The 24,474-nt window shown below is 52.8% G+C and carries 25 protein-coding genes; 10 read left to right on the top strand and 15 right to left on the bottom strand.

Annotated elements, in window-relative coordinates; translation table 11 throughout:
• The first annotated feature begins 30 nt into the window (after positions 1 to 30).
• The gene (locus tag VH187_RS10010) at positions 31 to 228 is read left to right on the top strand and encodes a YbdD/YjiX family protein (protein ID WP_329701296.1); all 198 of its coding nucleotides are present in this window, start codon (positions 31 to 33) and stop codon (positions 226 to 228) included.
• Here the strand turns inward: VH187_RS10010 and VH187_RS10005 are convergent.
• From VH187_RS10005 to VH187_RS09990, 4 genes are all read right to left on the bottom strand, one after another.
• Positions 225 to 632 (bottom strand): helix-turn-helix domain-containing protein, encoded by a 408-nt coding sequence (locus VH187_RS10005; RefSeq protein WP_329701295.1) that lies wholly within the window; start codon positions 630 to 632, stop codon positions 225 to 227. The two genes, VH187_RS10010 and VH187_RS10005, sit on opposite strands and share 4 nt — an antisense overlap.
• A complete protein-coding gene (locus VH187_RS10000; RefSeq protein ID WP_329701344.1) occupies positions 607 to 924 on the bottom strand; it encodes a type II toxin-antitoxin system RelE family toxin in 318 nt (105 codons plus the stop codon). The genes VH187_RS10005 and VH187_RS10000 overlap by 26 nt, the downstream gene beginning before the upstream one ends.
• Before the next feature lie 213 nt (positions 925 to 1,137).
• Positions 1,138 to 1,881: a 3-oxoacyl-ACP reductase family protein gene (locus VH187_RS09995; RefSeq protein WP_329701294.1), complete on the bottom strand. Its 744-nt coding sequence runs from the start codon at positions 1,879 to 1,881 to the stop codon at positions 1,138 to 1,140.
• Positions 1,882 to 1,975: 94 nt separating this feature from the next.
• Positions 1,976 to 3,070: an oxidoreductase gene (locus VH187_RS09990; protein WP_329701293.1), complete on the bottom strand. Its 1,095-nt coding sequence runs from the start codon at positions 3,068 to 3,070 to the stop codon at positions 1,976 to 1,978.
• 161 nt (positions 3,071 to 3,231) lie between these two features.
• Here VH187_RS09990 and VH187_RS09985 point away from each other — a divergent pair, with 161 nt between their 5' ends.
• From VH187_RS09985 to VH187_RS09970, 4 genes are read left to right on the top strand one after another with little or no spacing between them, the layout of a single operon-like run.
• Positions 3,232 to 4,734 (top strand): sugar ABC transporter ATP-binding protein, encoded by a 1,503-nt coding sequence (locus VH187_RS09985; protein ID WP_329701292.1) that lies wholly within the window; start codon positions 3,232 to 3,234, stop codon positions 4,732 to 4,734.
• Positions 4,731 to 5,729 carry an ABC transporter permease gene (locus VH187_RS09980; RefSeq protein ID WP_329701291.1) on the top strand — a complete coding sequence of 333 codons (999 nt, stop codon included), beginning with the start codon at positions 4,731 to 4,733 and terminating at the stop codon, positions 5,727 to 5,729. The genes VH187_RS09985 and VH187_RS09980 overlap by 4 nt, the downstream gene beginning before the upstream one ends.
• 35 nt (positions 5,730 to 5,764) lie before the next feature.
• Entirely contained in the window at positions 5,765 to 6,829 is a 1,065-nt protein-coding gene (locus tag VH187_RS09975; protein WP_329701290.1) for a sugar ABC transporter substrate-binding protein, read from the top strand.
• Positions 6,826 to 8,067, top strand: a complete 1,242-nt coding sequence (locus VH187_RS09970; protein WP_329701289.1) for an LVIVD repeat-containing protein — start codon at positions 6,826 to 6,828, stop codon at positions 8,065 to 8,067. The genes VH187_RS09975 and VH187_RS09970 overlap by 4 nt, the downstream gene beginning before the upstream one ends.
• 46 nt (positions 8,068 to 8,113) lie before the next feature.
• Here the strand turns inward: VH187_RS09970 and mtnK are convergent, their stop codons facing one another.
• Positions 8,114 to 9,313, bottom strand: coding sequence for an S-methyl-5-thioribose kinase (gene mtnK / locus VH187_RS09965; protein ID WP_329701288.1), 1,200 nt, complete (start codon positions 9,311 to 9,313; stop codon positions 8,114 to 8,116).
• A gap of 119 nt (positions 9,314 to 9,432) precedes the next feature.
• Here mtnK and mtnA point away from each other — a divergent pair, with 119 nt between their 5' ends.
• Positions 9,433 to 10,458, top strand: a complete 1,026-nt coding sequence (gene mtnA, locus VH187_RS09960) for an S-methyl-5-thioribose-1-phosphate isomerase (RefSeq protein ID WP_329701287.1) — start codon at positions 9,433 to 9,435, stop codon at positions 10,456 to 10,458.
• A 13-nt stretch (positions 10,459 to 10,471) separates the two neighbouring features.
• Here the strand turns inward: mtnA and VH187_RS09955 are convergent, their stop codons facing one another.
• Positions 10,472 to 12,121, bottom strand: a complete 1,650-nt coding sequence (locus VH187_RS09955) for a GGDEF domain-containing protein (protein WP_329701286.1) — start codon at positions 12,119 to 12,121, stop codon at positions 10,472 to 10,474.
• A 422-nt stretch (positions 12,122 to 12,543) separates the two neighbouring features.
• Here VH187_RS09955 and VH187_RS09950 point away from each other — a divergent pair, with 422 nt between their 5' ends.
• On the top strand, positions 12,544 to 13,014 hold the full coding sequence (locus VH187_RS09950; RefSeq protein ID WP_329701285.1) for an SRPBCC family protein: 471 nt from the start codon (positions 12,544 to 12,546) through the stop codon (positions 13,012 to 13,014).
• A 155-nt stretch (positions 13,015 to 13,169) separates the two neighbouring features.
• Here the strand turns inward: VH187_RS09950 and VH187_RS09945 are convergent, their stop codons facing one another.
• Entirely contained in the window at positions 13,170 to 14,129 is a 960-nt protein-coding gene (locus VH187_RS09945) for a bifunctional helix-turn-helix transcriptional regulator/GNAT family N-acetyltransferase (RefSeq protein WP_329701284.1), read from the bottom strand.
• Positions 14,130 to 14,329: 200 nt separating this feature from the next.
• Between VH187_RS09945 and VH187_RS09940 the strand changes: the two genes are divergently transcribed.
• The gene (locus VH187_RS09940; protein ID WP_329701283.1) at positions 14,330 to 14,812 is read left to right on the top strand and encodes a glutathione peroxidase; all 483 of its coding nucleotides are present in this window, start codon (positions 14,330 to 14,332) and stop codon (positions 14,810 to 14,812) included.
• Positions 14,813 to 15,121: 309 nt separating this feature from the next.
• Here the strand turns inward: VH187_RS09940 and VH187_RS09935 are convergent, their stop codons facing one another.
• The 5 genes from VH187_RS09935 to VH187_RS09915 all read right to left on the bottom strand — a co-directional run bounded on the left by VH187_RS09935 (position 15,122) and on the right by VH187_RS09915 (position 19,371).
• Positions 15,122 to 16,093, bottom strand: a complete 972-nt coding sequence (locus tag VH187_RS09935) for a hypothetical protein (RefSeq protein ID WP_329701282.1) — start codon at positions 16,091 to 16,093, stop codon at positions 15,122 to 15,124.
• Positions 16,094 to 16,472: 379 nt separating this feature from the next.
• Positions 16,473 to 17,267, bottom strand: coding sequence for an MBL fold metallo-hydrolase (locus tag VH187_RS09930; RefSeq protein ID WP_329701281.1), 795 nt, complete (start codon positions 17,265 to 17,267; stop codon positions 16,473 to 16,475).
• A gap of 264 nt (positions 17,268 to 17,531) precedes the next feature.
• Positions 17,532 to 18,074 (bottom strand): 1,2-dihydroxy-3-keto-5-methylthiopentene dioxygenase, encoded by a 543-nt coding sequence (locus VH187_RS09925; protein WP_329701280.1) that lies wholly within the window; start codon positions 18,072 to 18,074, stop codon positions 17,532 to 17,534.
• Complete coding sequence (mtnC, locus tag VH187_RS09920; protein ID WP_329701279.1) at positions 18,071 to 18,760, bottom strand: acireductone synthase; 690 nt, start codon at positions 18,758 to 18,760, stop codon at positions 18,071 to 18,073. The genes VH187_RS09925 and mtnC overlap by 4 nt, the downstream gene beginning before the upstream one ends.
• On the bottom strand, positions 18,757 to 19,371 hold the full coding sequence (locus VH187_RS09915; RefSeq protein ID WP_329701278.1) for a methylthioribulose 1-phosphate dehydratase: 615 nt from the start codon (positions 19,369 to 19,371) through the stop codon (positions 18,757 to 18,759). The genes mtnC and VH187_RS09915 overlap by 4 nt, the downstream gene beginning before the upstream one ends.
• Before the next feature lie 124 nt (positions 19,372 to 19,495).
• Between VH187_RS09915 and VH187_RS09910 the strand changes: the two genes are divergently transcribed.
• The gene (locus VH187_RS09910; protein WP_329701277.1) at positions 19,496 to 20,656 is read left to right on the top strand and encodes a pyridoxal phosphate-dependent aminotransferase; all 1,161 of its coding nucleotides are present in this window, start codon (positions 19,496 to 19,498) and stop codon (positions 20,654 to 20,656) included.
• Here VH187_RS09910 and VH187_RS09905 read toward each other — a convergent pair whose 3' ends face one another.
• The 3 genes from VH187_RS09905 to dsbG all read right to left on the bottom strand — a co-directional run bounded on the left by VH187_RS09905 (position 20,657) and on the right by dsbG (position 23,453).
• Positions 20,657 to 21,295: an IbrB-like domain-containing protein gene (locus VH187_RS09905; RefSeq protein ID WP_414713918.1), complete on the bottom strand. Its 639-nt coding sequence runs from the start codon at positions 21,293 to 21,295 to the stop codon at positions 20,657 to 20,659.
• Complete coding sequence (locus VH187_RS09900; RefSeq protein WP_329701275.1) at positions 21,280 to 22,491, bottom strand: phosphoadenosine phosphosulfate reductase; 1,212 nt, start codon at positions 22,489 to 22,491, stop codon at positions 21,280 to 21,282. Before VH187_RS09900 ends, VH187_RS09905 begins: the two co-directional genes overlap by 16 nt.
• A 215-nt stretch (positions 22,492 to 22,706) precedes the next feature.
• Positions 22,707 to 23,453 (bottom strand): thiol:disulfide interchange protein DsbG, encoded by a 747-nt coding sequence (gene dsbG / locus VH187_RS09895; RefSeq protein ID WP_329701274.1) that lies wholly within the window; start codon positions 23,451 to 23,453, stop codon positions 22,707 to 22,709.
• 367 nt (positions 23,454 to 23,820) lie between these two features.
• On the opposite strand from dsbG, the gene ahpC reads away from it, so the two are divergent.
• Positions 23,821 to 24,384: an alkyl hydroperoxide reductase subunit C gene (ahpC, locus tag VH187_RS09890; protein ID WP_329701273.1), complete on the top strand. Its 564-nt coding sequence runs from the start codon at positions 23,821 to 23,823 to the stop codon at positions 24,382 to 24,384.
• Positions 24,385 to 24,474 lie beyond the last annotated feature (90 nt).

Below are 24,474 nucleotides of genomic sequence, written 5' to 3'. Positions count from 1 at the left end.
AAGGGGAGGCTGATATCCACTGGAGTTCTTATGTTTGACACACTCTCGAAAGCGGGAAAATACCTCGGTCAGGCCGCCAAAATGATGATTGGCGTGCCGGACTACGATAACTACGTGGCGCACGTGCGTCTGACCCATCCTGATCAGACGCCCATGACTTATGAAGAATTTTTCCGCGAGCGCCAGGACGCTCGTTACAGCGGGAAAAACGGCGGGCGCTGTTGTTAACCTTCTTTTGGCAGATACAGGCTGATTTGTTCCTGGGTGCACCCATAGATGGCCGCCAGCTTTTCGCGGGTACGTTTTTGCGGTCGTGAGTCCGGGGATTCCAGCTGTGAGATTGCAGACTGGGTCACGCCAAGTTTATCCGCCACTTCTTGCTGTGAGAGACCACGGAAAAGGCGCCAGGCAGCTTGCAGGCTGACCTCGTCTCTGTCCATCAGGCGCGCGACCTCATGGGGAATGGGCACACCGTCATACTCATCGTGTTCGGAGGGGATCTCCTCCCAGTTATTCTCTTCGCCTTCCGCTTCAACGGGTACGCGGTCAAGCATCATGTTGAACCAGACGTGGTAAGGCACTACGACGTATTGGGTGTTGCCCTTTTCATCTTTGATAAATTGTATATTCATAGCGTGCTGGCTCCTCCTGGAAGGAATAGGTTTTCGAGGTTCTTCGCCGTACATCGACGATATAACAGGCCTCGTTGTTCTCACCCGTCCGGGTAAAAATGATCCGATAATCCCCGACCCTTAACCGGTAAAGCTCGTCTTTAACACGTAGCCTTTCGATATCCAGTGGGGGAGCACTGATATCCCCGAGCATGTCTAATTTTTCGATGATCCGCTGCCGGTCTCGCTTCTCGAGCCTGGGGAAATGTCTTCTCGCTGCCCTCGACCAAAGGATCGTTAATTTCGACTGCATCTGCATGATACGCCTCATTGGGTATTAGTAAATAATTAGTTTATTAGGTGCTGTTGTATTAGATAATTAAGGCAGAGTGTAAAAGAGGTCGTGGACAGGAGAAAGGCACGATTGTTTAGCTTGCGAGGCAGGCTGCAAGCGCCTCTGTCGGGTGACAGAGGCTTGCAGTGAAATTCGAAGGAAGGCAGCAAAAGGAAATGTACGGATTCGGACTCAGGCGTTAACGCCCCCGTCAACGTCGAGTCCGGTGCCGGTGATTTGCCCGGCGGCGGGGCTGGCGAGGAAAGTGACGGCGGCAGCAATATCTTCCGGTTTACCGTAGTGACCGACGGCAATTTGTTTGACCTGTTCTCTGCCCTGTTCGCTGTCTGCCGGGTTCATGTCGCTGTCAGTTGGGCCCGGATGCACCAGATTCACGGTGATGCCTTTCGGGCCTAAATCACGGGCCAGCCCACGAGTGAACGAATTCAGCGCCGATTTACTCATCGAATACACCGCAATTCCTTCGAACGCCACGCGGTTTGCCAGACAGCTCCCGATGTTAATAATGCGTCCACCTTGCCCGAGGTGCGCCAGTGCCGCCTGGGTGGCAATCACTACGCCGCGAATGTTCACGCCAATCACCGCATCAATATCTTCCAGCGACATCGACTCCAGCGGACCGCCGCGTGCGATCCCGGCGTTGTTGACCAGAATATCCAGTCCACCGAGGGTTTCAGCCGCCTGATTGACGGCTTGCACGATCGCTTGCGCGTTGCCGCTGTCAGCCTGAATAGCATGGGCTTTGCGATCCAAAGCGCGGATTTCATCCGCCACCGCCTGCGCCTTATCGGCTGATTTTTCATAAGTAATGACCACATCAGCGCCAGCTTTCGCCAGTGAAATCGCTATTGCACGACCAAGACCACGGCTGGCGCCGGTCACCAGCGCGCGTTTACCCGTCAAATCGATATGCATAGATGCCTCAGAGTTATGGATAGGAGTCATCATTAGGTATAGAGGGCGAAAACCCCCCGTCAATGGACGGGGCGGGGGATTTTAAACGAGGCGTTCAGAATGAAGCGCTTAGGGATTCAACTTTTACAAAGGCGGCGTGTAGCGACTCGGGCGTGACGGCAACGGGCAGGGCGTGAATGGATTCCACCGGGCGCAGGGTATGTGCAATCACTTTGTTGAGCGCCGGGCGGTCATGAATATCAACTTCAAGCTCGGCGAGAGTCGTCGGTAGATGAAAGCGCTGATACGCCGCTACCAGTTGCGCGAGCACGTCATCCTGACCGAGTAATGCGCTTTGCACCAGAATGCCGTAGGCGACTTTGGTGCCGTGAAGGTATTTTTCGGTTTGCGGTAGCACAGTCAGCCCGTTATGCACCGCATGTGCGGCGGCAACGCGGGTGTAACGCTCGCCCAGCCCACCCACCATGCCGCCCCCGGCGATGATGGCATCCACGACATCGAGAAACGCCTGGCTCAATTCCCCTTGCTGTTGATTTGCCAATGCCGCTTCGCTGTTTTCCAGCAGAACATCGCGAATGGCCTGTGCACCGTTCAGCCCGAGCCGAACCGTCAGCGGAAGTTGTTCAGGATTCGCTGCCAGCACGACAGCCTCATACCATTTCGCCAGCGTGTCACCGATGCCAGCCAATAAATAGTCTGCCGGGGCGTTGAGGATGATTTCTGGTTCGACCAGTACCAGGAAATTGGCGTCATCGAAAATTTCAAACTGCAATGCCTGTCCGGCCTCGTTGTACCACACCGACAGCGGCGTCCACGCGGCGCAGGTGGCGGCAACCGTTGGCAATCCGACAAATGGCACACCTAAACGTCGCGCTACTGCTTTGGCCGTATCAAGCACTGTTCCGCCACCTACACCCATCACTACCGCCGGATTTTCGCCCGCACTGTCTGCAAGGGTCGTCACGTCACGCTCGCTGCAATGGCCCGTGAAAAGCAGATGTTTCGCCCCTTCAGTATCAAAAGATTCAGGCAGAAAAGGGCGTGCGCCAGCGATGGCACGTTCGCCGTAAATCCAGACCGCGCGGGAAAGTTGCTCCGGGCTGAAGAAGTCATTCAGGCGCTGAAAGCTGCCACGGTGCGAGAAGTAATTGGCAGGGCCGACCACCACACGAATATCGGTGTTGCTCATTTGTTATTTCCTTGTGTATTATCGCTACCCCGATGGTATGTCTGGACATCTGGATGGCTAATATTATTTTGCTTTATCTTATGCCTTTTACGCCGTTGTCAGTCAAGCACGGCTGTGGAAGAGTCCACAAATCAGACGATTAACGATAAGGGTTTCAGCGGATGGCAGCCAATCGCCTGGAGATGCGCGGCATCAGCCTGGCCTTCTCCGGATTTAAGGCCTTAACGCAGGTGGCGTTTACGCTCAACGGCGGGTCGGTGCACGCTCTGACGGGCGCTAACGGCGCGGGGAAATCCACGCTGATGGCAGTGTTGTGTGGGACTTATGGTCATTACGAAGGTGAGATTGTTATTAACAATCAGCCGGTGGTGATCCGTTCACCGCGCGACGCTAAACAGCTGGGTATCCATCTGGTGCAGCAGGAAGTGGATGTGGCGCTGGTGCCGGGATTGTCGATTGCAGAAAACATCATGCTCGATCGGCTGGCTGAACCGGGATACCGCTTCAACTGGCAGCAGGTGCGCCAACAGGCGAAAGCGGCGCTGGCACAACTGGACGTTACGCTCGATGTAAAACGCGCCATCGACGGCTGTACATTGGCAGAAAAACAGCAAATTTTACTCGCGCGTGCGCTTTCGCATCACTGCCGTTTTCTGATCCTCGACGAACCGACCGCGCCGCTCGACAGTCACGAAAGCGAACGCCTGTTTGCGGTAGTGAAACGCTTGCAACAGCAGGGGATTGGCGTGGTGTTTATTTCCCATCGCATTCACGAATTAAAAGCGATTTGCGACACCCTGATGGTGTTGCGTGACGGCAAGCTGATTGAAAGCGGCCCGATGGCGGCGCTGAGCGGTGAGCAGATTGTGGAGAAAATGCTGGGGCACGAGTTGACCGATATCTTCCCGCCTCGCCGCACTGCGCACAGCGATGAGGTGGTGTTGCAGGTCGATGGTCTGCATGACGAACATCTTTTACAGGATATCTCGTTGCGGCTACGCAAAGGCGAAATTCTCGGCATCGCGGGGCTGGCGGGAGCCGGAAAAACGGAACTCTGCAAAGCACTGTTTGGCGCGAGTAAAAGCCGCGTTGGCAGCGCCGAGTTGAACGGGCAGCCGTGGCGACCACGTGACCCGGCAGATTCAGTCACTCGTGGGCTGGCGCTGGTGCCGGAAGAACGCCGCAAAGAGGGCATTTTTATCGATGAGTCGATCGGCATGAATCTGGCGATCGGCGCGGACAACAGCTTTTCACGCTGGAGCCTGTTCGGGCATCGTCAGGCATGGCGCTGGGCGGAAGAGGTGATCGCCCGCGTGGGGATCCGCACCACCGGTCCGGCGCAGACACTGCGGCGTTTGTCCGGCGGTAATCAGCAAAAAGTCGCCATCGGCAAATGGCTGCGCGGCAATGCCAATGTGCTGATTTTTGACGAGCCAACCAAAGGTGTGGACGTCAAAGCCAAAACCGATCTGTTCAACCTGATCGACGGCCTCGCCCGTGAAGGCAAAGGCGTGATTTATGCCTCCGGCGAATTCGCCGAACTGGTCGGTTTATGCGACCGCATCTGCGTGTTGTGGGATGGCAAAATTGTGGCAGAAGTGGCGGGCGCTGAAGCCCGCGAAGAAACCCTACTTTATTACTCCACCGGAGGAGCGGCGTCGTGAGCAAGGCCCTGACAGTAAAGGCGACGGCATCAGGCCGTCAGCAGTTTTTCGATTTTCTCTATAAGTGGGGCATGTTGCTGACCGTGGTGGCGCTGGTGGTGATTTTCGGCCTCGCGTCGGACAACTTCCTCGATCCGTTCAACATCATCAACATTCTGCGCTCGATTGCCATCGTGACGGTGATTGCCATCGGCGTGTCAATTTCGCTGACCGTTGGCGGGTTCGATCTTTCTGTCGGATCCACCGCGTCGCTGGCGAATGCGCTGGTGATTTCATTGTTCGTCTGGCACGGCTTTGGCACCACAGAAGCGATTGTGATTACGCTTCTGCTCTGCACGCTGGTCGGGCTGTTTAACGCCTTTCTGATCGTCATTCTGCGTATTCCCGACATGCTTGCGACGCTTGCGAGCCTGTTTGTAGTGCAGGGTGTGGCGGCAACCTACAGCTTTGGCGGATCAATTACCGAAAACATGGTGCTACCGAGCGGAGACATGGCTGAGGGCACGATCCCGGCGGCGTTTGGCCTGCTCGGGCAAGTGCCGACGATTGTGATCATCATGCTGGTGGTGACGGTGGTCGCGCAGTTGGCGCTCTCGCTGACGACACACGGACGCCGGATGTACGCCATCGGCGGGAATCCGGAAGCGGCGCGCCTTTCCGGTTTACGCACCACTCGCTACAAAGTCGCGGCCTATGTGATTGCTTCGCTGCTCGCCGGACTAGGCGGCATTTTACTGGCATCGCGCATCGGTTCTTCGCAGGTGAATGCGGGCAGCGGTTATCTGATGGATGCGGTTGCCGCGGCATGGATTGGCTTCTCACTCGCCGGTTCCGGCAAGCCTAATGCGCTCGGCACGCTGGTCGGGGCGGTGATCCTCGGCGTGCTGTCGAACGGGCTGGTGATGCTTTCAGTGCCGTACTACGCGATGGACATTATCAAAGGTCTGGTGCTGGCTGGCGCGCTGGCTCTGACCTATTTTCAGCGCCGAACATAACAACATCGTACATAACAACAATCAGGGTAAACACAATGAAAAAAATCACGCTGTCGCTCATTGCTTTGGGATTGCTGAATTCCGTTGCCGCCTTTGCTGAAACGCCCACGCCAGTTCCTGCAGCCATAGCTAACCACAGCGGCCCCATCCGCATTGCGATTATTCGTAACCTCGGTTCGGACGATAACACCACGCAGTTTGTTTCGGGCGCTATTCAGGAAGGCAAAAAGCTGGGCTTTAAGGTCAGCACATTTTTAAGCAACGGCGATGACGCCAAATTCCAGGATTTCGTCAACCAGGCCATCAGCCAGAAATATGACGGGATCATTTTGTCGCAGGGCCGTGACCCTTATTCCACCGAACTGGTAAAAAAAGCCGTTGCTGCGGGTATTAAAGTCGCGGTGTTTGATACGGCGGTGAACGGTGAGATCCTAGGCGTGACCGTCACGCAACAGGATGACGCCTCGCTGACCGATCTCTCCTTTGGTCAACTGGTGAAAGACTTCAACGGCAAAGCTAACATCATCAAGCTGTGGGTCGCCGGCTTCCCGCCAATGGAACGCCGTCAGGCGGAATACAAAACGCTGCTGAAACAGAACCCAGGCATCAAAGAACTGGAGTCTATCGGCGCGGTGTCCTCTGACGTGCAGGGCGATACAGCCAACAAAGTCGGCGCAGTGTTAGCGAAATACCCGAAAGGCAAAATCGACGCTATCTGGGGCACCTGGGATGCGTTCAGCCAGGGCGCGTATAAAGCGCTGAAAGAGAATGGCCGTACCGAAATCAAACTCTACAGCATTGACGTCTCCAACCAGGATTTGCAGTTGATGCGTGAGGCGAACAGCCCGTGGAAAGTGAGCGTGGCGGTTGACCCGAAACTGATCGGTGCCACCAACGTGCGTTTGATCGCCAATAAAATTGCCGGGGAAACCACGCCTGCGACTTACGATTTTAAAGCGGCGGCGATCCCACAGGCGCTGTTAGCCGCTCAGCCTGGCGCGGTAAACGTGGCGAGCCTGGGCAAAATTATTCCGGGTTGGGGTCAGACCGAAGATTTCATCGCCCCGTGGTTTGCGACTCTCGAAGCCAAAAATAAATGAGTGAACTGCCGACTCCCGACTACAGCCGCAATATGCGGCTGATTGGGCACAGCGATCAGGGCGGTAGGCCGGATGGCGTGCAGCTTATGGTGCATCGCGGGTATGCGTACATTGGACATATGGTGTCGCAGGGCTTTTCCGTGGTCGACGTGCGTGACCCTAAAAATCCGAAGGCGGTGAATTATGTGCCCGCACCGCCGGGGACGTGGAACGTGCATTTACAGGCGCATGACGATTTGCTGCTGGTGATTAACGCCCGCGACCTGTTCGCCGATGTGCGTTTTGCCGATGAGAAGGTGTATTACACCCGCTCCGTCGGTGAAACGGTGAGCGACGTGCAGGACAAAGGCTGGAGCGCCGGGCTGCGGGTGTTTGATATTTCCACGCCGGACAAGCCGCGCGAAATCAGCTTTTTATCGCTCGACGGGATCGGCATTCACCGCATCTGGTACGTCGGCGGGCGCTGGGCGTATGTCTCGGCGCTCATCGACGGCTTTAGCGATTACATCTTCCTGACCATCGATTTAGCCGACCCGCGTAAACCCGAAGTGGCGGGGCGCTGGTGGCTGCCGGGCATGCATCAGGCGGCAGGCGAAACGCCAGACTGGCCTGCCGGAAAACGCTATGCGCTGCATCATGCGATTATCGCGGGCGATACCGCTTATGGCAGTTGGCGCGACGGTGGGTTAACGATTCTGGATGTGAAAGACAGAACCGCGCCGAAGCTGATTGCCCATCGTAACTGGAGTCCACCGTTTGGCGGCGGGACGCATACCGCGTTACCGTTGCCGGACAGGGATTTGTTGGTAGTGCTGGACGAAGCGGTGCTCGACAATCAGGCTGACGGCGAGAAGCTTATCTGGCTGTTTGATATTCGCGACCCGTCGAACCCGGTTAGCATCTCGACGTTCCCGCAGCCGGACGAAACGGATTATGTGGCGAAAGGCGCGCATTTCGGGCCGCACAATCTCCACGAAAACCGTCCGGGGAGCTTTGTCAGTTCAACGCTGATTTTCGCAACCTATCAGAATGCCGGTGTTCGGGCGTATGACATTTCCAATCCGTATCGCCCGATAGAAACCGGCGCGCTGGTGCCTGCCGCGCCGCAGAAAATGATGGATACGCGACCCGGCCGTCCGCAAATCATTCAGTCGTGTGATGTGTTCGTGGATGCGCAGGGGATCATTTACAGCACCGATTACAACGGTGGGTTATCAGTGATCGAGTATTTGGGTTGAGATATTTCGCCCGGCGGCGCTGCGCTTGCGCCGCCGGGCATTAATGCTAGCTGTACTGCCGCACACGGGCGATCAATGCGTCGACGTTTTCGATTTTGTCTGCCAGCACAATCAACGCCCGACCGAGCGAAATCGCGTGATGCAGACATTCGTGGCGCATGGTTTCGTCTTTGATGGTGTCGATATCCGCAACGTGTGATAACCCCACACTGCGGCGAATCAGTTCGGTGCCGCAGAAGCCTACCGCGTCGTGCCACACTTTTTTCAGGAATTCGCTGGCATAACCCGGGAAGGCCAGTGCGGCATCTGCTGTTTTTTCCGTTGCCAGGGCCTGAAAACGTTCGGCAAAGGTGTTCCACAATTCCTGAATATCAGCCAGACGCTGTTCGCGCCCGGCGGCGGCATCGCGAATGCCCAATTGTCCCGGCAGGCCGCAATAGTTCAGCAACAGATTGCCGATGGCTGTGCCGATATCAAACCCGATAGGGCCGAAATAGCCAAACTCGGCATCGATAGCTTTCAGGCTGCCGTCGGCGACAAAAATTGACCCGCTGTGAATATCACCGTGTAGCAGTGCTTCGGCCTGAGAGAAGAAACGGTGTTTGAGCGAAGCCACCGCGCGTTTCAGCTGCGCATCGTCGCGCAGAGCGGCAACTTCGGCTTCGAGTTCTGCCGGATAGTTATTACGTTCGTGCACCTGATACGGATCGTTAAAGAACAGGTCTTCCGTTATTTCGCACATTTCCGGGTTGATGAAGTTGGCGACCTGCGCTTTTTTCTGGTGTGGATGCAGATAAAAATCGCTGGTGTGAAACAGCGTCTGCGCCAGATAGTGACCCAACTGTGCTGCCGCTTGCGGGTAATAAATGCCCTGAATCAACTCGCCGCGCCAGATGCGGTGACCGGAGAGATCTTCCATCACCATCACCGCCAGTTTCGGGTCGAAATGATGGATTTTCACCGTGTGTTCCGGGGCGTGCTGATAATGCTCGACCAGAGTTTGTGCCTCAAGACGGGCACGATCCAGTGTCAGCGGCCAGGACTCGCCGACGCAACGTACATACGGCAGCGCCTGTTTGACGATGACACGGCTTACGCCTTTGGCATCAAAGATTTTAAACACCAGGTTGAGGTTACCGTCGCCGACTTCCTGCGCGGAAACCAGCTCGGACGGATCGTCGAGACCGCCAAATTGCTGCGCATATGCCACTGCATCGTGGGCGGTGAAGGTGTGGTATTGCGACATTGCCTCGATCCTCATGTTCTCTTTATCGGGTAGCCAGAAATAAAGCCATTCAGACGTCTATACATCTGTAATTCATCCTGACACAATGTGATACATCAACGCAACAGGGATTTAACGATATGCAGACATTACAAACCACGAGCCTGCGTGTAAGCGATAATCAGCTGTTTATCCTCGATCAGCAGGCGCTGCCGCAGCAGTCGAACTGGCTGGACGCTAACAGCGTTGAGGCGCTGGTCGGCCACATTCACGCTCTGCGCGTGCGCGGTGCGCCGCTGATTGGCCTTTCAGCCAGCCTGCTACTGGCGTTGTTGGCGGAACGTGGTCTGAACCGTGATGAACTGCTGACCGCACTGGAAACGCTGCGTGCGTCGCGCCCAACGGCGGTGAATCTGATGAACAATCTTGAACGCATGAAGCTCGCGCTGGCGCAGGAAAATTATGTGCCTGCGCTAGTGACCGAAGCACTGCGATTAATCGAAGAAGACAAACTGCTGTGCGAACGCATCGCCCTTGCGGGTAGCGCGTTGGTTAAACCGGGCAGCCGTCTGTTGACGCACTGCAATACCGGAGGACTGGCGACGGCGGGTGTCGGCACGGCGCTGGGGGTGATCAATTTCGCGCATCGGCAGGGCAATGTCGCGAATGTTTGGGTTGATGAGACGCGTCCACTGTTGCAGGGCGGGCGACTTACTGCGTGGGAATTGGGCGAACTCGGCGTGCCGTATCAGTTGATCACCGATTCAATGGCGGCAAGCTTGATGGCGAAAGGGCAGGTGGACGCTGTGTGGGTCGGCGCAGACCGCATTGCCGCCAACGGTGACGTGGCGAACAAAATCGGCACCTATTCGCTGGCGGTGCTGGCGAAATTCCACGGCATTCCGTTTTACGTTGCAGCACCACAGACCACGCTTGACCCGCATTGTCCGAACGGTGAAGCGATCCCCATTGAACAACGGGCCGCCACAGAAGTGACCGGCGTTGCAGGTAGCTTTGGCGCAGTGCAGTGGGCACCGGAAGCTGCGCGGGTTTATAACCCGGCCTTCGATGTGACGCCTGCGACATTAATCAGCGGTTGGGTACTCGACACTGGCGTGGTTACGCCAGAAGAAGTGGCTGCGGGCATTTTTATTGCGCAGAACTAGGCCAGAGGGCCTGTCAGCCAGGTAAACCTTCCACCCGATTTCGACCGTTACGTTTTGCGGTATACAAGGCTCTGTCTGCTTCGGCACTCATCGCGACCAAAGAGCCTTGCCAGGAACTGGAAACGCCAAAACTGGCGGTGATGCGGATTGTCGTTTGATCGCTCAGCGTTACGCACACGCGTCGGCAGGACTCTTGCAGGGCGCTAACGCGCGCGGATACCTGTTTGTTGTCGCCTTCGCGGAACATAATGGCAAACTCTTCTCCACCAATTCGGGCAACGACGTCATCCACTCGGGCTGCTTGTTTTAGCTCATAGCCAAGATTTGCCAGCACTTTGTCGCCGATGGGGTGGCCCCAGGTATCGTTGATGCTTTTGAAAAAATCGATATCCAGAAGTACCAACCAGGCGGGGGATTCAATGCTGGCTTTATTGATAACCAGACGCGCCGCCTTTTCAAACCCACGGCGATTCAGCACCGACGTCAGTTCATCCTGTTCAGCTTTTTGCCGCAGGCGCTCGCTTTGTGCCAGCTGCTCATCAAAATTGCTTTCAAGGTTATCAAGGGTTTCATGCAGCGTTTTGATTTCACACCCTGCGTCAATAGGCTCATTCTCGGGTGGGCGGGTGTGTTGCGTTATCGCTCTGGCTTTTTTATTCAGCAGCCATAATGGTTTTAAAATTCTTGTTCGCAGATAGATGATGCTGGCGAGTGCGAGGGCATAGACAATGACCAACGTTAATAAGGTAAAAATGAGATGTCTTAACGCTTCGTTTTTTTTAAGCAGATAGCTGTTCTTAAGTGCATCAATATACAAATCAAAAAGGTCATTAAAGGTACGTAAACTATAGTGGTAGCGCTTAGCAAATGAATCAACGGTCAAATCATATTTCCCGCCACTACGGCTGACTTCCTGTATGTATTGTATCAGCGCAAATCCCTGGTTTTTAAAATGATGGCGGGTCGTCAGCAAATGTTTGTCAAAAATATAAGGAATGGCGATACCATCGGCATGAATATTTACCGCCTGCCATTGCATTTCAATGCGTGTCTGTCGGGTGTTGATGAGAAACTGTTCCTCGAGCGTGAGGGGGCGTTTGCTGAACAAAGGCAGTAAAACAACAGAGCCTAACTTCCCGGTTAAATCTCGTAACTCTCCCAGTGCCTGCATTCTTAATATGCCCGCTAACGCTTTGGGTTCCATTTTGATGAAGTCATTGGTCTTCAAAAAGATGGCTTTATGATAATAATTCGTCGCATCCATCATCATGGTGATCGCATTAGCCGTAGATTGCGGATCTTTACATGATCTGAATGCACAGTTGGCGATTGCCTCACGTCCTTTTTTCAACGTTGCCAGAGCATCGGCCACTGACTGCGAGGCTTTAAGCCGTTCCGGAAGCTGGTTAAAACTGTCATCTGTTAACGCCTGACTGTGTTGTAGTCGATCAAATACGTTCCAGTTTTGACCCGGTGCGGTGAAGATCAGCTCATTAGCAAAACCACGTTCATCAGCCAGACGATTAGACACGACCAGCACACGATAAAATTCTTCGAACTGTTTCAGGCTGTTGCGGGCATAAGAGTAATGTCCCCAGGAGTCAGAAACCAACCACCAGGATAATATCGACGTGAAGGCGACAATCAGGGAGAAAATCAGCAAAAAACGCCTGAGTATTGTTGAATTGATTGGTAAGGTTTTCTTCATAGGATTTCAACGTTTTTGCTGGACACTCATCATATAGTTTCATTTTTTGGTGGGCGTATTTTTGCACAGTGAATGATGACTCTACCTAATACCGTTAACAAACCCTACCAGTTGATTAATTTAAATTTAAATTTTGAGCGGGTGATCATATTGATAGGTTTAATTAGCAGGCAGTGGAAGATTGTTTTTGTGGCTGATGGCTATGGATAGATGTTCTGCTTAGAGAAGGGAGGAATTCAGGGGCGCCGAGGGTTCTTTGTATTTAAGGTATTCTGGCAATATTAAATCCTGCCTGGAAACATTATTTCCGATGGCGGGAAGGAAAGCTTCCTTGTAGCCAGCTATCTTTAAATAATTACCTAAAAGAGGACGATAAAATGACGCTCGACCCAAACACCGATCTCAAACTGGAGCGCGTAGTAGATGCGCCACGCGACCTGCTGTGGGCTTGCTGGAGCACGCCGGAACATATAAAAAACTTCTTTATCCCCGTACCGCACAAAGTGACCGATTGTGACATCGACCTGCGCGTTGGCGGGCGCTTCAACACGGTATTTGAAGTCGACGGCCAGACGATGCAAAACAACGGTGTGTATCTGGAAATCGATCCCGGCAAAAAACTGGTTTTCACCGACGGATACACCGAAGGCTGGAAACCCGCCGAAAACCCCTTCATGACAGCCATTCTGTTACTCGAAGATGCCGGAAAGGGTAAAACCCGTTACACCGCCATCGCCCGTCATGCGACAGCTGAAAAACGTGCGCAGCATGAACAAATGGGTTTCCACGAAGGTTGGGGAATAGTGTTGGATCAGTTAGTGGAATATGTGAAGGGGTTGGAACGTTGAGTTAGCGGGGTGAGGTGAGTGGATGATTTGACCCTCTCGCTGGGGACGGGGAGAGGGGGGGCGGCTTTGTGCCAGGAGCGGACATCACTAATCAGGGACAGAAAGATTGAACAATGTAAGCACTGAAAAACTTTCTGCCCCTTAAAGGGAAGTAGTTAGCAATTGCAAGATGATTTGCGAGTGAACTGCTGCTCAGTAATAGAACTGCCCCATTGATCGCCTTCCCATTCTTTCGCTAACTCAAATCCGAATGATTCGTACAACCGTCTTGCCGCGGTCAGTTTATTGAATGTCCATAATTTTAAAGAGGAGAAGCTCTGCTCATCACAAAATCTCATCGCTTCTCCAATGAGTTTTCTACCCAGTCCGCTGCCACGACAACCATCGTCAAGGATGAACCAGCGCAGATGTGCCTCATGACTTCCCAAGTCCTCGCCGTCTATTGCAACTGAGCCGACTATGCGCTCATTCACCATTGCCAGCCAAATCTGATTGCATGGCTTATCCAACCGAGCTGAAAAATCTGCAAGGCCTGCGGCAACCTTGGCTTCAAAGAAATGGCCGAAATTATGCTCTCTGGCGTAATAGCCTCCATGCATTTCGGTAATACGCCCGATCATACCCGCATGATAACCCGTCACTATTTTGAAGTTACTTTCAAATTTCGCTTCGGTATTTTCGCGACTGGATTTCAGTGCGCAGGAATATGAAGAAAGGCTCTGTGATACAGTCTCTTGTGTTAAGGGATCGAGCTTATCTAAAGCTGCCGCGACGCGCTGATCAGCGTAAGCATTGATACTCTGTACTGTCTTTTTGCCCTTCCCAGTGAGGCTTAAAAGCTTCGCCCTTGCGTCATCAGCAGACGTGTTCTCTTCAAGTTCTCCGGCTTCAATGAGCTTAGCGAGCATGCGGCTGACGCTGGACTTCTCAAGCTCTAAAATCTGCACCAGTTGAGCGGCTGTTAATGACCCATGCGTTTCAACTTCAAGTAATGCGTGAACGGCAGAGGGAGGATAATCTGTTGCAGCCAGACTTTGGTTCATGAAGCCCAACTCTCGCACCATTAAACGTGATGCAGCACGGATGTTTTTTATGTTCTGACTCTCTGAAATCATAATGATTGCCCTGTGAGAATGGTTGTATAATACAACCATTCTCACAGGGTGCTTGTCAATCTCTTACTTAATGTCCGATATTCGCTCAAAGCAGACCTCACCTGGCACACCTCTCCGTTGTGTGCCAAAAGCAGACAGGTTAAATATCCGAATCTATAATCGGGAACATCTAAAAAGGGTTCTGCTATGAGGTTTTCGTTATGACGACTTTTCATCAACTTACCGCAACCAGTTTGCAAGGTCAGAACATCTCTATGGCCGACTATGCGGGAAAGCTGGTTTTGGTGGTAAACACTGCCAGTTATTGTGGCTTCACGCCTCAATACGCAGGCCTGGAAACGCTCTACAAGAAGTACGCCGCGCGAGGGCTGGTGGTGCTTGGTTTCCCCTGTAACCAGTTTGGTAAGCAGGAACCCGGCGGCGCGGAGGAAATCGCGCAGACCTGCCACGTTAACTATGGTGTGAGTTTTCCAATATTTGAGAAAGTAGAGGTTAACGGCGCTGCAACGCACCCGGTGTTTCGTTATTTTAAAGAAGAGTTACCCGGCGTGTTGGGTGGGCGTATCCATTGGAACTTTACTAAGTTCCTGATCGGACGCGACGGCAAACCGCTCAAGCGTTTTGCCCCGATCACCACTCCGGAGAAAATGGAAGCCACGATCCTTGCAGCACTTGAAATCTAAGTGTTCCGATAAGTCGATTGTCTCCGTGTGAGGTCAACGTCCGATCCTCTCGCTCACAACTGAACCGTAAATCACTGCAATAAACGTCGTTGATCTTTGCGGTGGCAGGACAGTGTGCGGAAAAACAAAAATGCCCTTTCGGGCATATATATTTTTGTATGCAACTTTCCTGATATCACGGCTTAAAATGCCGCGTTGTTGCACGCGCATTAATGGACAAACAGCGCAATCAGGATAATGATTGGAATGGGTACGCCTAAAAAGAACAGTAATAATGAGCGCATATTTAACCTCTCACATAATTAAAGATTATAAATCACGTTGACGGCCACCGAAGGTCGCACACAGGCTGGCTACGAAGGCACCCGCCAGCAGAGAAATGAATGTCCAGAGCATGAGGTAGCTCGTTGTTTTGCGTGCGGTATCAGCAGCTTGCTGCGCTTTTTCCTTCGCTTCTTTTAATTTAGCCTGGGCTTTGTCGTAGGTAGTCTGTACCCGCTGTTCAGCCTCTTGCTGACTGATACCCGCATATTGAGCGATTAGCCGACCAACATATTGACGATCTTCCTGCGGTAAGGTGCCGGTGGTAATGCTGTTGGCAAAAATACCTGTTACTTCGCCTAGCTGTGCAGGAGGAACGAGTTGATGAGATGCCGGAGCAGAAGTTGACGAAACGGGATCGGTTGCACCGTTTGCAGGTGTGGCAGGATTGTTCGCCCTGAACATTGAGTTAACGAAATAGTCCATTGACGAACCGGGTACTGAAGACGACTTGTTGGCCATACTCGCTGCACCCGCCGCAGTAGTCATCGCAGCACCCCCGGCAACCGTACCCACGATTTTAGCTCCTCCTCCAACAATGGCACCCACCGTGCTCGTTAATAGCGCAGCAGAGACCAGCGCCGCCACAGCCCAGGTTAAAAACCCATGAGCGGTATCGCGGAAGTAAACTTCATCGGTGTGGGTATCGACCCATTTTGTGCGCAATCGTCCGGCTAAATAGCCTCCCATACCCGACGCCACAATTTGAGTGAACGCCAACCAGGCAATGGCGGCGATACCTACTGTATCGGCGTCAAGCCCGCGACTTTCCCATGGCGAAACGGACGTAAGACCTAAACCGGCTCCCAGCATGAGCAAAATTAAAGAGAGGGCTGCCGCTGCTGCCGCACCAGCAAAAATGGCACCCCATGATACGGCGCTGCTACTTGTTGTGGGCACGGGAAGACGGGTATCGGGATACGTAGTGTTAACTGTAGAGTGTTCGTGAATGTGAGCCATAACTGTTTTCCTTTAATTAATCTTTGCGTTCGGAATCAGGGATTGATTGAAGAAACAGGAAGTATTATCACCTTCAATATTAAGGCTGCTGAAGAGCCTGGGATGTTATTTATAAAAAAGGAAGTCTGTAAAACTTAAAGAAATGAACACTAATAATCACTATGGAAACTTATTCCATGTACTAAGGATAGTAGATGATTTGCACTAAATGGATTTTAAAATTTAAAAAAACGTGACTGATTAAGATGGCGAATTTATGGTGAGATTTAGATTTTCCACGCACGCCAGTGATAGGGGCGTTACTGAGCAACGCCGGTTTGACCGTGAGATCCCCAGAACTGGGGGCGGAGCCGTGCCTGGAGCGGACACTGTTCATTGCTCACTCTCTGAGACTGGCAATATATTTTTCACCTGAAAGACGCACGATTTCATCGGCATTCTCTGTTATATCCCTTCCTTCAAAGGCGCCGTAGAGCTTCTTAAATTTCACTCTACTCAGACGCTGGGTAATGTCACTGACCTTCGCGGCAGGCAACGGCAGTAAATTAGGGTAGCTCCACATAAAAGAGACGGCATTTGCTCCAGGGGTGACCTGAACAATGTCTCCGGAAAGCACCACGCCTTCATCTCTCGCCCAGTGTAAAACACAGCCGCCAGCAAAGTGCCCAGCAAGATGTATCACATGAACGTCGCGGGTTAGCTCTAGTGTGTCGCCTTCCCAGAAGGTGACCCAGGGGCTGTCACGCATGACCCACTGACGGTCATTGGCATGAAGGTATATCGGGGCGTTAAATTCTTGAGCCCAATCTTGCATGGTGGTGTAGTAATGAGGATGCGAGATCGCGATGGCCTTAAGCCCGCCCAGAGCAGTGATGAGCATTTTCGTGGCATCGTCGAGCGTGGCAATGCAGTCCCAGAGAATATTGCCTTCCGGGGTGCGTAGAATAAACGCGCGCTGATTAATCGCAAAATCAGGCACGGTGCGGAGGCTGAGCAGTGAGCTGTCATGTTGCTTCCACTTGTTGGTATGCGAAGCACAAAGGCCGGCAAAATCGACCCATTTCTGCCCATCAGCGGGCACATACTGGCGTTCATCTTCGCAGATGTCGCAATGTGCTGGCGGGGTATCGCTTGTCTCGTAGGAAGTACCGCAGGTTTTGCATAAAGTGATCATAGAGTCCTCTTCATTTCTCTAACTACCTGGCGACTTTCTTGCTCTTACCAAACTCGATAATTTGCGTGCAGGGATATTATACGCTGCTGGATATAAAAGCAGTTTTCTGGAATCGGGAGAATGTTGCGAAATGCGAGGGCGCTTCAGAGAAAAATGGATGCGAATGAAACGTTGCAGGGAAGGGATAATGCGCAGGCTTTGATCGGGCTGCTTATGTTGAATAAAGCCTCTTTTTATATATAAGAGGCTTCGTGTTTCACTTTATTAACTCAGCTTTGGATACCCGCCTGCAATATCGCTGCCGGTGAACTGCGCTATCCAGCCTTCGGGGTTATCGAAAATGCGGATCGCGGTGAAGTTCGGTTCTGAGCCCATATCGAACCAGTGCGGCGTGCCGGCTGGCACGGAAATCAGGTCGTTTTTCTCGCACAACACCTGGAACACTTCGTTGCCAATGTGCAGGCAAAACAGCCCCGCGCCTTCGACAAAGAAACGCACTTCATCTTCGCCGTGCGTGTGTTCGCTGAGGAATTTCTCACGCAACGCGTCTTTCTGTGGGTTGTCGGCGCGCAGGCTAATAACATCCCAACTTTGGTATCCTTTTTCCTGCACCAGTTTGTCGATGGCATGCTGATATGCGCCAATCACCGTGTCGGATGTCGGATTCGCGCCTAAATCGCGGTCGGCCTGCCAGCGCTCAAAACGGACACCTTTGCCGTTCAACTGCTGCTGGATTTCATGCCCGTCGGTACTGTGCCAGGTCGGTTTGCTGGCGTCAGAATCAGAGAAAATTGTCAGTGCACTCATGAGGGGATCTGCTCCGGAAGGATATCGTCGAAACGGGAAACCTGATGATGGTGACAGGCGGTGTCGCCGTCGCCACGGATTAACTGCACGGTACGAAACCCGGCCTGCTCGGCTGCATCCAGTTCCTGATGGATATCGGAGAGAAATAAAATCTGTCCGGCAGGTTGCCCGATTTGCTCCGCAATGGTGTGGTAAGACTGCACCTCGCGCTTGGCGCCGACGTGCGTGTCAAAATAACCGCTGAACAAATGAGTAATATCACCTTCGTCACTGTAGCCAAATAACAGTTTTTGCGCAGCCACTGAGCCGGAGGAATAAACATACAGATCAATACCCTGTGACTTCCATTTTTCCAGGGCCGGTAAGACATCCGGGTAAAGATGCCCGGTGAAATCTCCGTTCACGTAACCGTCGTGCCAAATCAGCCCCTGTAAGGCTTTCAGCGCTGTGGATTTACGGTCTTCATCCATAAACGCGAAAAGCGTCTGAGTGAGTTCATCGGCGGTAGCTTGTGGTTGGGCGATTTCTTCTCGCAGCGAATCCAGTGTCGATTTAACCGGTTCGTCAAATTGTTGGGCGCTGATAAACCCCGCCAGACGCTCGCGCGCGTACGGAAACAGCACGTTGTGGACGAAGCGAATATCGCTGGTCGTGCCTTCAATGTCGGTGACAATGGCGCGGATCATGATTTCTCCAGTTGGCGTAAACGCAGTTCACACTCAAATAAAAATTCCAGCCCTTCAAGGTGGCGATGGGCTTCGGCGACGTCACGCCCCCAGCAGGTCAGGCCGTGGCCGCGTAGCAGGAAGCCGTAGTTCAGCGGGCGTTCTGCACTGTAGTGTTCAATGCGGCGGGCGAGGGCGTCAATATCCTGGTCATTATCGAAAATCGGAATGGCGACGCTGTCGAGGTGGCTGGTTTGCCCGCGCAGGGATTTTTGCATTTCATAGCCGCGTAGAACCAGCTCTGCGGCTTTCTCCACGCGTGACAGCACGGTCGCATTGACGGTGTGTACGTGTAACACCGCGCCCGCTTCCGGGAACAGGCGATAAATCAGGGTATGCAGCCCGGTTTCGGCAGAAGGTTTGCGCCCGGATGGGGCCGCGTTGGTGGCAATCTCGACCTGCAAAAAATCCTCGCGGGTTAATCCGCCTTTGTCTTTGCCGGATTCGCTGAGCCAGCAGAGGTGGTCATTTTCCCGCACCGACATATTGCCGCCGGTCGCAGGGGCCCAGCCTTTGGCGCCAATCCAGTGGCAGGCGTCGACGAGGGCGTTGAGTGGCAGGTTTTCGGTCATCTTACCTTTCTCCGGCGGGGCTGGAATATCGTTATCGTTTAGACGTCTAAGCGTCTTGATTGCCAAATACTAACATCGTGTTATAGTGGCAGCAACAACCGTATTACATTCTGGTAAAACGATAATGAGCCATCATCGCCTGATCCCCCAAAGCAAACTCCCTAATCTCGGCACTACCATTTTTACGCAAATGAGCGCGCTGGCGCTGGAACACCAGGCGATTAACCTGTCGCAGGGATTCCCCGATTTTGACGGTCCGCGCTATTTGCAAGAACGTCTGGCGCATCATGTGGCGCAGGGAGCGAATCAGTACGCGCCGATGACCGGCGTTCCGGCGCTGCGTGAGGTGATTGCGGCGAAAACGGCAGAACTTTACGGTCACTTGCCGGATGCCAATACCGATATCACCGTGACGGCGGGCGCGACGGAAGCACTGTACGCGGCGATCACTGCGCTGGTTCGCGAGGGTGATGAGATTATCTGTTTCGATCCGAGTTACGACAGTTATGCGCCCGCCGTTGAACTTTCTGGCGGCATCCTCAAACGTATTGCGCTCCAGCCGCCGCATTTCCGCGTTGACTGGCAGGCGTTTGCTTCGCTGCTGAGTGACAAAACGCGTCTGGTGATCCTGAATACACCGCATAACCCTTCGGCGACGGTGTGGCAGAAAAGCGATTTTGAAGCATTGTGGCAGGCCATTGCGAGGCGTGAAATTTACGTGCTAAGTGATGAGGTGTACGAGCATATCTGTTTTGCAGCCGACGGGCATGCCAGCGTGCTGGCGCACCCGGATCTGCGTGAGCGCGCGGTGGCTGTCTCTTCCTTCGGCAAGACGTTCCACATGACGGGCTGGAAAGTGGGCTACTGTGTGGCTCCGGCGGAAATTAGCGCTGAACTGCGCAAGGTGCATCAATATCTGACCTTTGCGGTGAACACGCCTGCGCAACTGGCGCTAGCCGATATGCTGCGCAACGAGCCGGAACACTATCGTGAACTGCCAGACTTTTACCGTGCGCGTCGGGATCTGTTCATTAATGCACTTGGCGACAGTCGCCTGGAAATTCTGCCGTGTGAAGGCACTTATTTCCTGCTGGCAGACTACAGTGCGATTTCCAGTCTCGACGATGTGAGCTTCTGTCAGTGGCTGACAAAAGAGGTGGGCGTGGCGGCCATTCCGCTGTCAGTATTCTGCGCCGATCCTTTCCCGCACAAACTGATCCGTCTGTGCTTTGCGAAACAGGAATCGACGCTGCTGGCCGCCGCTGAAAGGCTGTGTAAACTGTAGTTATTTCACCGTCCAGGCTTCGGAGAATTGACGGTCGCCGAACATATCGAGCAGACCGTTAATTTGCCGTAAGCGCAGCACCTCATCGGCGTCCATCCCTAGCTCTTCACTGATTTTGACATCCGTCCAGCCGAGTTGGGTAAGTTCGCGCACGATTTCTGACATAGCGTTGATTTGATGGCGGCCTCTGGCGCGGTTGTGGCGAATAGTAGAGGCCATACGGCCTGACACTTCATCTGATTCGCACTGCAAAATACTGACCGGCAGATAACCTTTCAGGCGTGTTTTCAGGGTCTTCTTCGATCGCGCCAACACATGGCGGTGAAAGCCGTCGATAATTTCATACTGCTTGTCGTGCGGCCCGTGAACCACAATTGGCTGCGTAAACCCGTCTGTTTCCAGCGATTTTAGCAGGAGTTTTTTTTCCGGTGGCGCGACGTTATTGGGGTTGTAGTCGTTCGGGGCGATGTCGTCATATTTGACCCACAACACGCAGTCCACAGGATTCTCTTTAAACGGGCTTTCCTGGTGGATGGCCTGGCGAAGCGCGTTAATGCCTTCAATACGTTCCGCTTCTGGCAGACTTTTCAGCCAGGCTGTTACCTGTTCAATTATTTGATTTTTCATAAAATTCCCCATTTCTGACGTTTTTGCGAAATGCGCTGGGTATAGCGCTTATAATGTTGCGATTTTGTCGGGCTAAACGAGAGCATTCGACACCAGTAATCGTTGTTTAACAGCACCTTGCAGATGCGCCGCCAGGACGGGATGTCTTTCGAACCTGTGTCACCTTGTTGGGTATCCGGAATGTCATCCATGCCTTGTTTTGCATACCAGTGAAGATAAACCGCGATTTTGTTGCGATAGTGCTCTGAGGTGGGCGAGGGGATAGTTTCCAGTAAGAACAGCGCGTAGGTTTTCCAACTGTAACCGTCAGGCTTTTCCAGCTTACGATGCCCGTAGAATTGATTGTCGTGTCCGGCATAAATGCCACCGCAATGCACACCGCTGACGCGTTCACACATGGCAGCCCAACGATCGGGTTCGAGCACATGGTAAAGCCAAAGACCTTGGCGTTGCTCTGGGCCAAAGGGTTCACAGATGCGCATATAACGAAGCGGGACCCCAGCCTGATACATCAGGTTATACAGCGGGTTATAGCAAAGCCCGCTACGGGAAAACCAGGTCCAGATATCAGCCGTTTTCCAGTCATAAATGGGGTAGACGTACCAGGCGTGCCCACGAGGAGCCATGCTGGTCCAGGGTTTGTCATCGGCAAACCGCGATTTGCGCTGAGAAGCGACGGCTAAAAACCGGGTGTAGGACTCATCTGCCCGTATGCCAATCGTCACTGCCGCAGGGCGTTTTTGTGAGAACCATTCGGCAAATTCACGCACGAATTGCTCGAATGAGATCCCTGTTTGGTAGAAGGGAAAGAACTCGGGATCGGTGATCGCATCGGCGGGAGGCTGGCGAACCCAAGGGGTATTGGGTTCCCAGCAGCACCATTCGGGAGTGAACTGGGTTAAAGCATTGGGGGTGGTTAACGGCAGCGCAACCCAATAAAACGTTTCTATGACGTCTGCATATTCGGCGCGCATTTTTTCACAATGCTCAATGGTGCTACTGAACTGTGCTTCCCAATCAATAAATAATACGCTGAACTTTTTATTATATTTCCGGGCTAGCATCCCCGTCAGATGCAGCATGACCGTGGAATCTTTTCCGCCGGAAAAGGAGACGCAAACGCGATCAAAATTATTCAGTGTCCAGGTAATTCTTTCGGTGCTCGCTTCCAGTACCGAGTGTTCCAGTGGAAGTTTATACAGCGACATTCCATTTGCCTTCGTGTTTTTAGTTTATTTATCGGATGAAAATATACAAATAAATGATATAAGTAAATGTAATTGTTGAATATTTTAAATATTCACTTAATCTATTTTTAATTGGAATTTATATTATTTGTGAATGTTTTTTAATACTTCCAGTTAATAGGTTTGCTGAATTGAAAATAGGGCAAGGCTTACCAGGATAAGCCTTGCCCATTTTGTTATTTTTCGCCCATCATCGCTTTTAGATTTTCGGCATCAGGTAAACCGACGACTTGCTGGAGCATGTTGTCGTCATTGAGGTAGTAAATTGCCGGAGTGGCATTTGCGCCTAATGCATCCATGAGTTTCTGGTTATTGTTTAATACTTCCATTTGCGCTGGGGCAACGGCAGCAGGAACGTCCAGTTTCAATTTTCCGCCAGATTGCTCGTAATCATGCCAGGTCTTTGCTGGATCTTTGCTTGTCAGGATTGCCGCTGCAGTCGCAGGGCTTTCTGGCTTGATAACGCCGACCATCAGCGTGCGCAGTTGCACTTTGCCGGACTCCACCCACGGGCGCGCCTGCTGCCAGAACTGTTTGCAGTACGGACAGAACGGGTCGGCGAAGACGTAAATTACGCGCGGCGCGGATTTCTTGCCGTCGAGGATCCAGTGCGCTTTTTCCATTTTTTGCCATAGCTCGCGCCCGGCAGGGGCATAAATATCTTTTTGAATCATCTGCTCGCTGAGATTGGTGCCTTTCTCATCGTACATGTAGCCCGAGATGGCCTGTTTGCCGTCCGGCGTAACGTAAATCGTCACGCCCATGTCCTGATATTTACCGAGATAACCTTTCATCCCACCCGGCGCATCGAAGGATTTGATTATCGTAATCCCTTGTTTCTCTATCGCTTTCACGGGCGCGGGCAGTTCTTCCGCGTTCACAGCAAGCGGCAGCAACGTGAGGAAGAGGGCGAGTTTACGCATAATAACTCCTTGTAAAATAAGTGAATGATGCCTGATGAATGGTAGAGCCTATCACAACCATAGAGAAGACCCCGCTGCGGTGCAATTGCTCTTACAGAAAGTGAATGGTCTAATCGCTCCGCTATTACGACCTTGCATGAGGTTCTGTAGAGCGCAACGCACAGCCAGCTTGCTGGCACTGGATTGCCCTTCGGGTTTTTCAGGTAACGGGGCCGCCTGAAAAGGTGGCCTTTTTACGTTCTGGCGGCTTCGCGTTGCCCCGTGAGTTTGTTAGCTATTGCTTATTGATTTGATACAGCAAACGCATTAGCCCAATCAATCGAAGTTGGTTACCTTAGCCCTCAACGACAACACGGAGGAAGTACAGATGTCTTTAATTAACACCAAAATCAAACCTTTCAAAAACCAGGCTTTCAAAAACGGCGAATTCGTAGAAGTCACTGAGAAAGACACCGAAGGTCGCTGGAGCGTGTTCTTCTTCTACCCGGCTGACTTTACTTTCGTTTGCCCGACCGAACTGGGCGACGTAGCTGACCATTACGATGAACTGCAGAAACTGGGCGTGGACGTTTACTCTGTTTCCACCGATACCCATTTCACTCACAAAGCGTGGCATGGCAGCTCCGACACCATCGCTAAAATCAAATACGCGATGATCGGCGACCCGACTGGCGCCCTGACCCGTAACTTCGAAAACATGCGTGAAAACGAAGGCCTGGCTGACCGTGCCACTTTCGTAGTTGACCCGCAGGGCATCATTCAGGCCATCGAAGTCACCGCTGAAGGCATCGGCCGCGACGCGTCTGACCTGCTGCGTAAAGTGAAAGCGGCTCAGTATGTAGCTTCCCATCCAGGTGAAGTGTGCCCGGCTAAGTGGAAAGAAGGCGAAGCGACGCTGGCTCCCTCTCTTGATTTAGTCGGTAAGATTTAAGTCTGTCTGCCCGGCGGCGTAGCGCCACCCGGCGATTAACGGGTGCTCAGGCACCCGTTTCATCCCAAACCCCATGATGCAAGCCGCATT

Source organism: Scandinavium sp. (assembly GCF_036271055.1).
Taxonomy (GTDB): domain Bacteria; phylum Pseudomonadota; class Gammaproteobacteria; order Enterobacterales; family Enterobacteriaceae; genus Scandinavium.
This window is presented reverse-complemented; position numbering and strand designations above follow the sequence as displayed.

Bases quoted from the DNA above. Each gene is read 5' to 3' on its own strand.
- VH187_RS09970 (WP_329701289.1), top strand. From the start codon at position 6,826: ATGAGTGAACTGCCGACTCCCGACTACAGCCGCAATATGCGGCTGATT.
- mtnK (WP_329701288.1), bottom strand. From the start codon at position 9,313: ATGTCGCAATACCACACCTTCACCGCCCACGATGCAGTGGCATATGCG.
- VH187_RS09940 (WP_329701283.1), top strand. From the start codon at position 14,330: ATGACGACTTTTCATCAACTTACCGCAACCAGTTTGCAAGGTCAGAAC.
- VH187_RS09905 (WP_414713918.1), bottom strand. From the start codon at position 21,295: ATGGGGAATTTTATGAAAAATCAAATAATTGAACAGGTAACAGCCTGG.
- dsbG (WP_329701274.1), bottom strand. From the start codon at position 23,453: ATGCGTAAACTCGCCCTCTTCCTCACGTTGCTGCCGCTTGCTGTGAAC.
- VH187_RS09925 (WP_329701280.1), bottom strand. From the start codon at position 18,074: ATGAGTGCACTGACAATTTTCTCTGATTCTGACGCCAGCAAACCGACC.
- VH187_RS09985 (WP_329701292.1), top strand. From the start codon at position 3,232: ATGGCAGCCAATCGCCTGGAGATGCGCGGCATCAGCCTGGCCTTCTCC.
- VH187_RS09995 (WP_329701294.1), bottom strand. From the start codon at position 1,881: ATGCATATCGATTTGACGGGTAAACGCGCGCTGGTGACCGGCGCCAGC.
- VH187_RS10005 (WP_329701295.1), bottom strand. From the start codon at position 632: ATGAATATACAATTTATCAAAGATGAAAAGGGCAACACCCAATACGTC.
- VH187_RS09935 (WP_329701282.1), bottom strand. From the start codon at position 16,093: ATGGCTCACATTCACGAACACTCTACAGTTAACACTACGTATCCCGAT.
- VH187_RS09930 (WP_329701281.1), bottom strand. From the start codon at position 17,267: ATGATCACTTTATGCAAAACCTGCGGTACTTCCTACGAGACAAGCGAT.
- mtnA (WP_329701287.1), top strand. From the start codon at position 9,433: ATGCAGACATTACAAACCACGAGCCTGCGTGTAAGCGATAATCAGCTG.
- ahpC (WP_329701273.1), top strand. From the start codon at position 23,821: ATGTCTTTAATTAACACCAAAATCAAACCTTTCAAAAACCAGGCTTTC.
- VH187_RS10000 (WP_329701344.1), bottom strand. From the start codon at position 924: ATGCAGTCGAAATTAACGATCCTTTGGTCGAGGGCAGCGAGAAGACAT.
- VH187_RS10010 (WP_329701296.1), top strand. From the start codon at position 31: ATGTTTGACACACTCTCGAAAGCGGGAAAATACCTCGGTCAGGCCGCC.
- VH187_RS09945 (WP_329701284.1), bottom strand. From the start codon at position 14,129: ATGATTTCAGAGAGTCAGAACATAAAAAACATCCGTGCTGCATCACGT.
- VH187_RS09990 (WP_329701293.1), bottom strand. From the start codon at position 3,070: ATGAGCAACACCGATATTCGTGTGGTGGTCGGCCCTGCCAATTACTTC.
- VH187_RS09950 (WP_329701285.1), top strand. From the start codon at position 12,544: ATGACGCTCGACCCAAACACCGATCTCAAACTGGAGCGCGTAGTAGAT.
- VH187_RS09915 (WP_329701278.1), bottom strand. From the start codon at position 19,371: ATGACCGAAAACCTGCCACTCAACGCCCTCGTCGACGCCTGCCACTGG.
- mtnC (WP_329701279.1), bottom strand. From the start codon at position 18,760: ATGATCCGCGCCATTGTCACCGACATTGAAGGCACGACCAGCGATATT.
- VH187_RS09900 (WP_329701275.1), bottom strand. From the start codon at position 22,491: ATGTCGCTGTATAAACTTCCACTGGAACACTCGGTACTGGAAGCGAGC.
- VH187_RS09910 (WP_329701277.1), top strand. From the start codon at position 19,496: ATGAGCCATCATCGCCTGATCCCCCAAAGCAAACTCCCTAATCTCGGC.
- VH187_RS09975 (WP_329701290.1), top strand. From the start codon at position 5,765: ATGAAAAAAATCACGCTGTCGCTCATTGCTTTGGGATTGCTGAATTCC.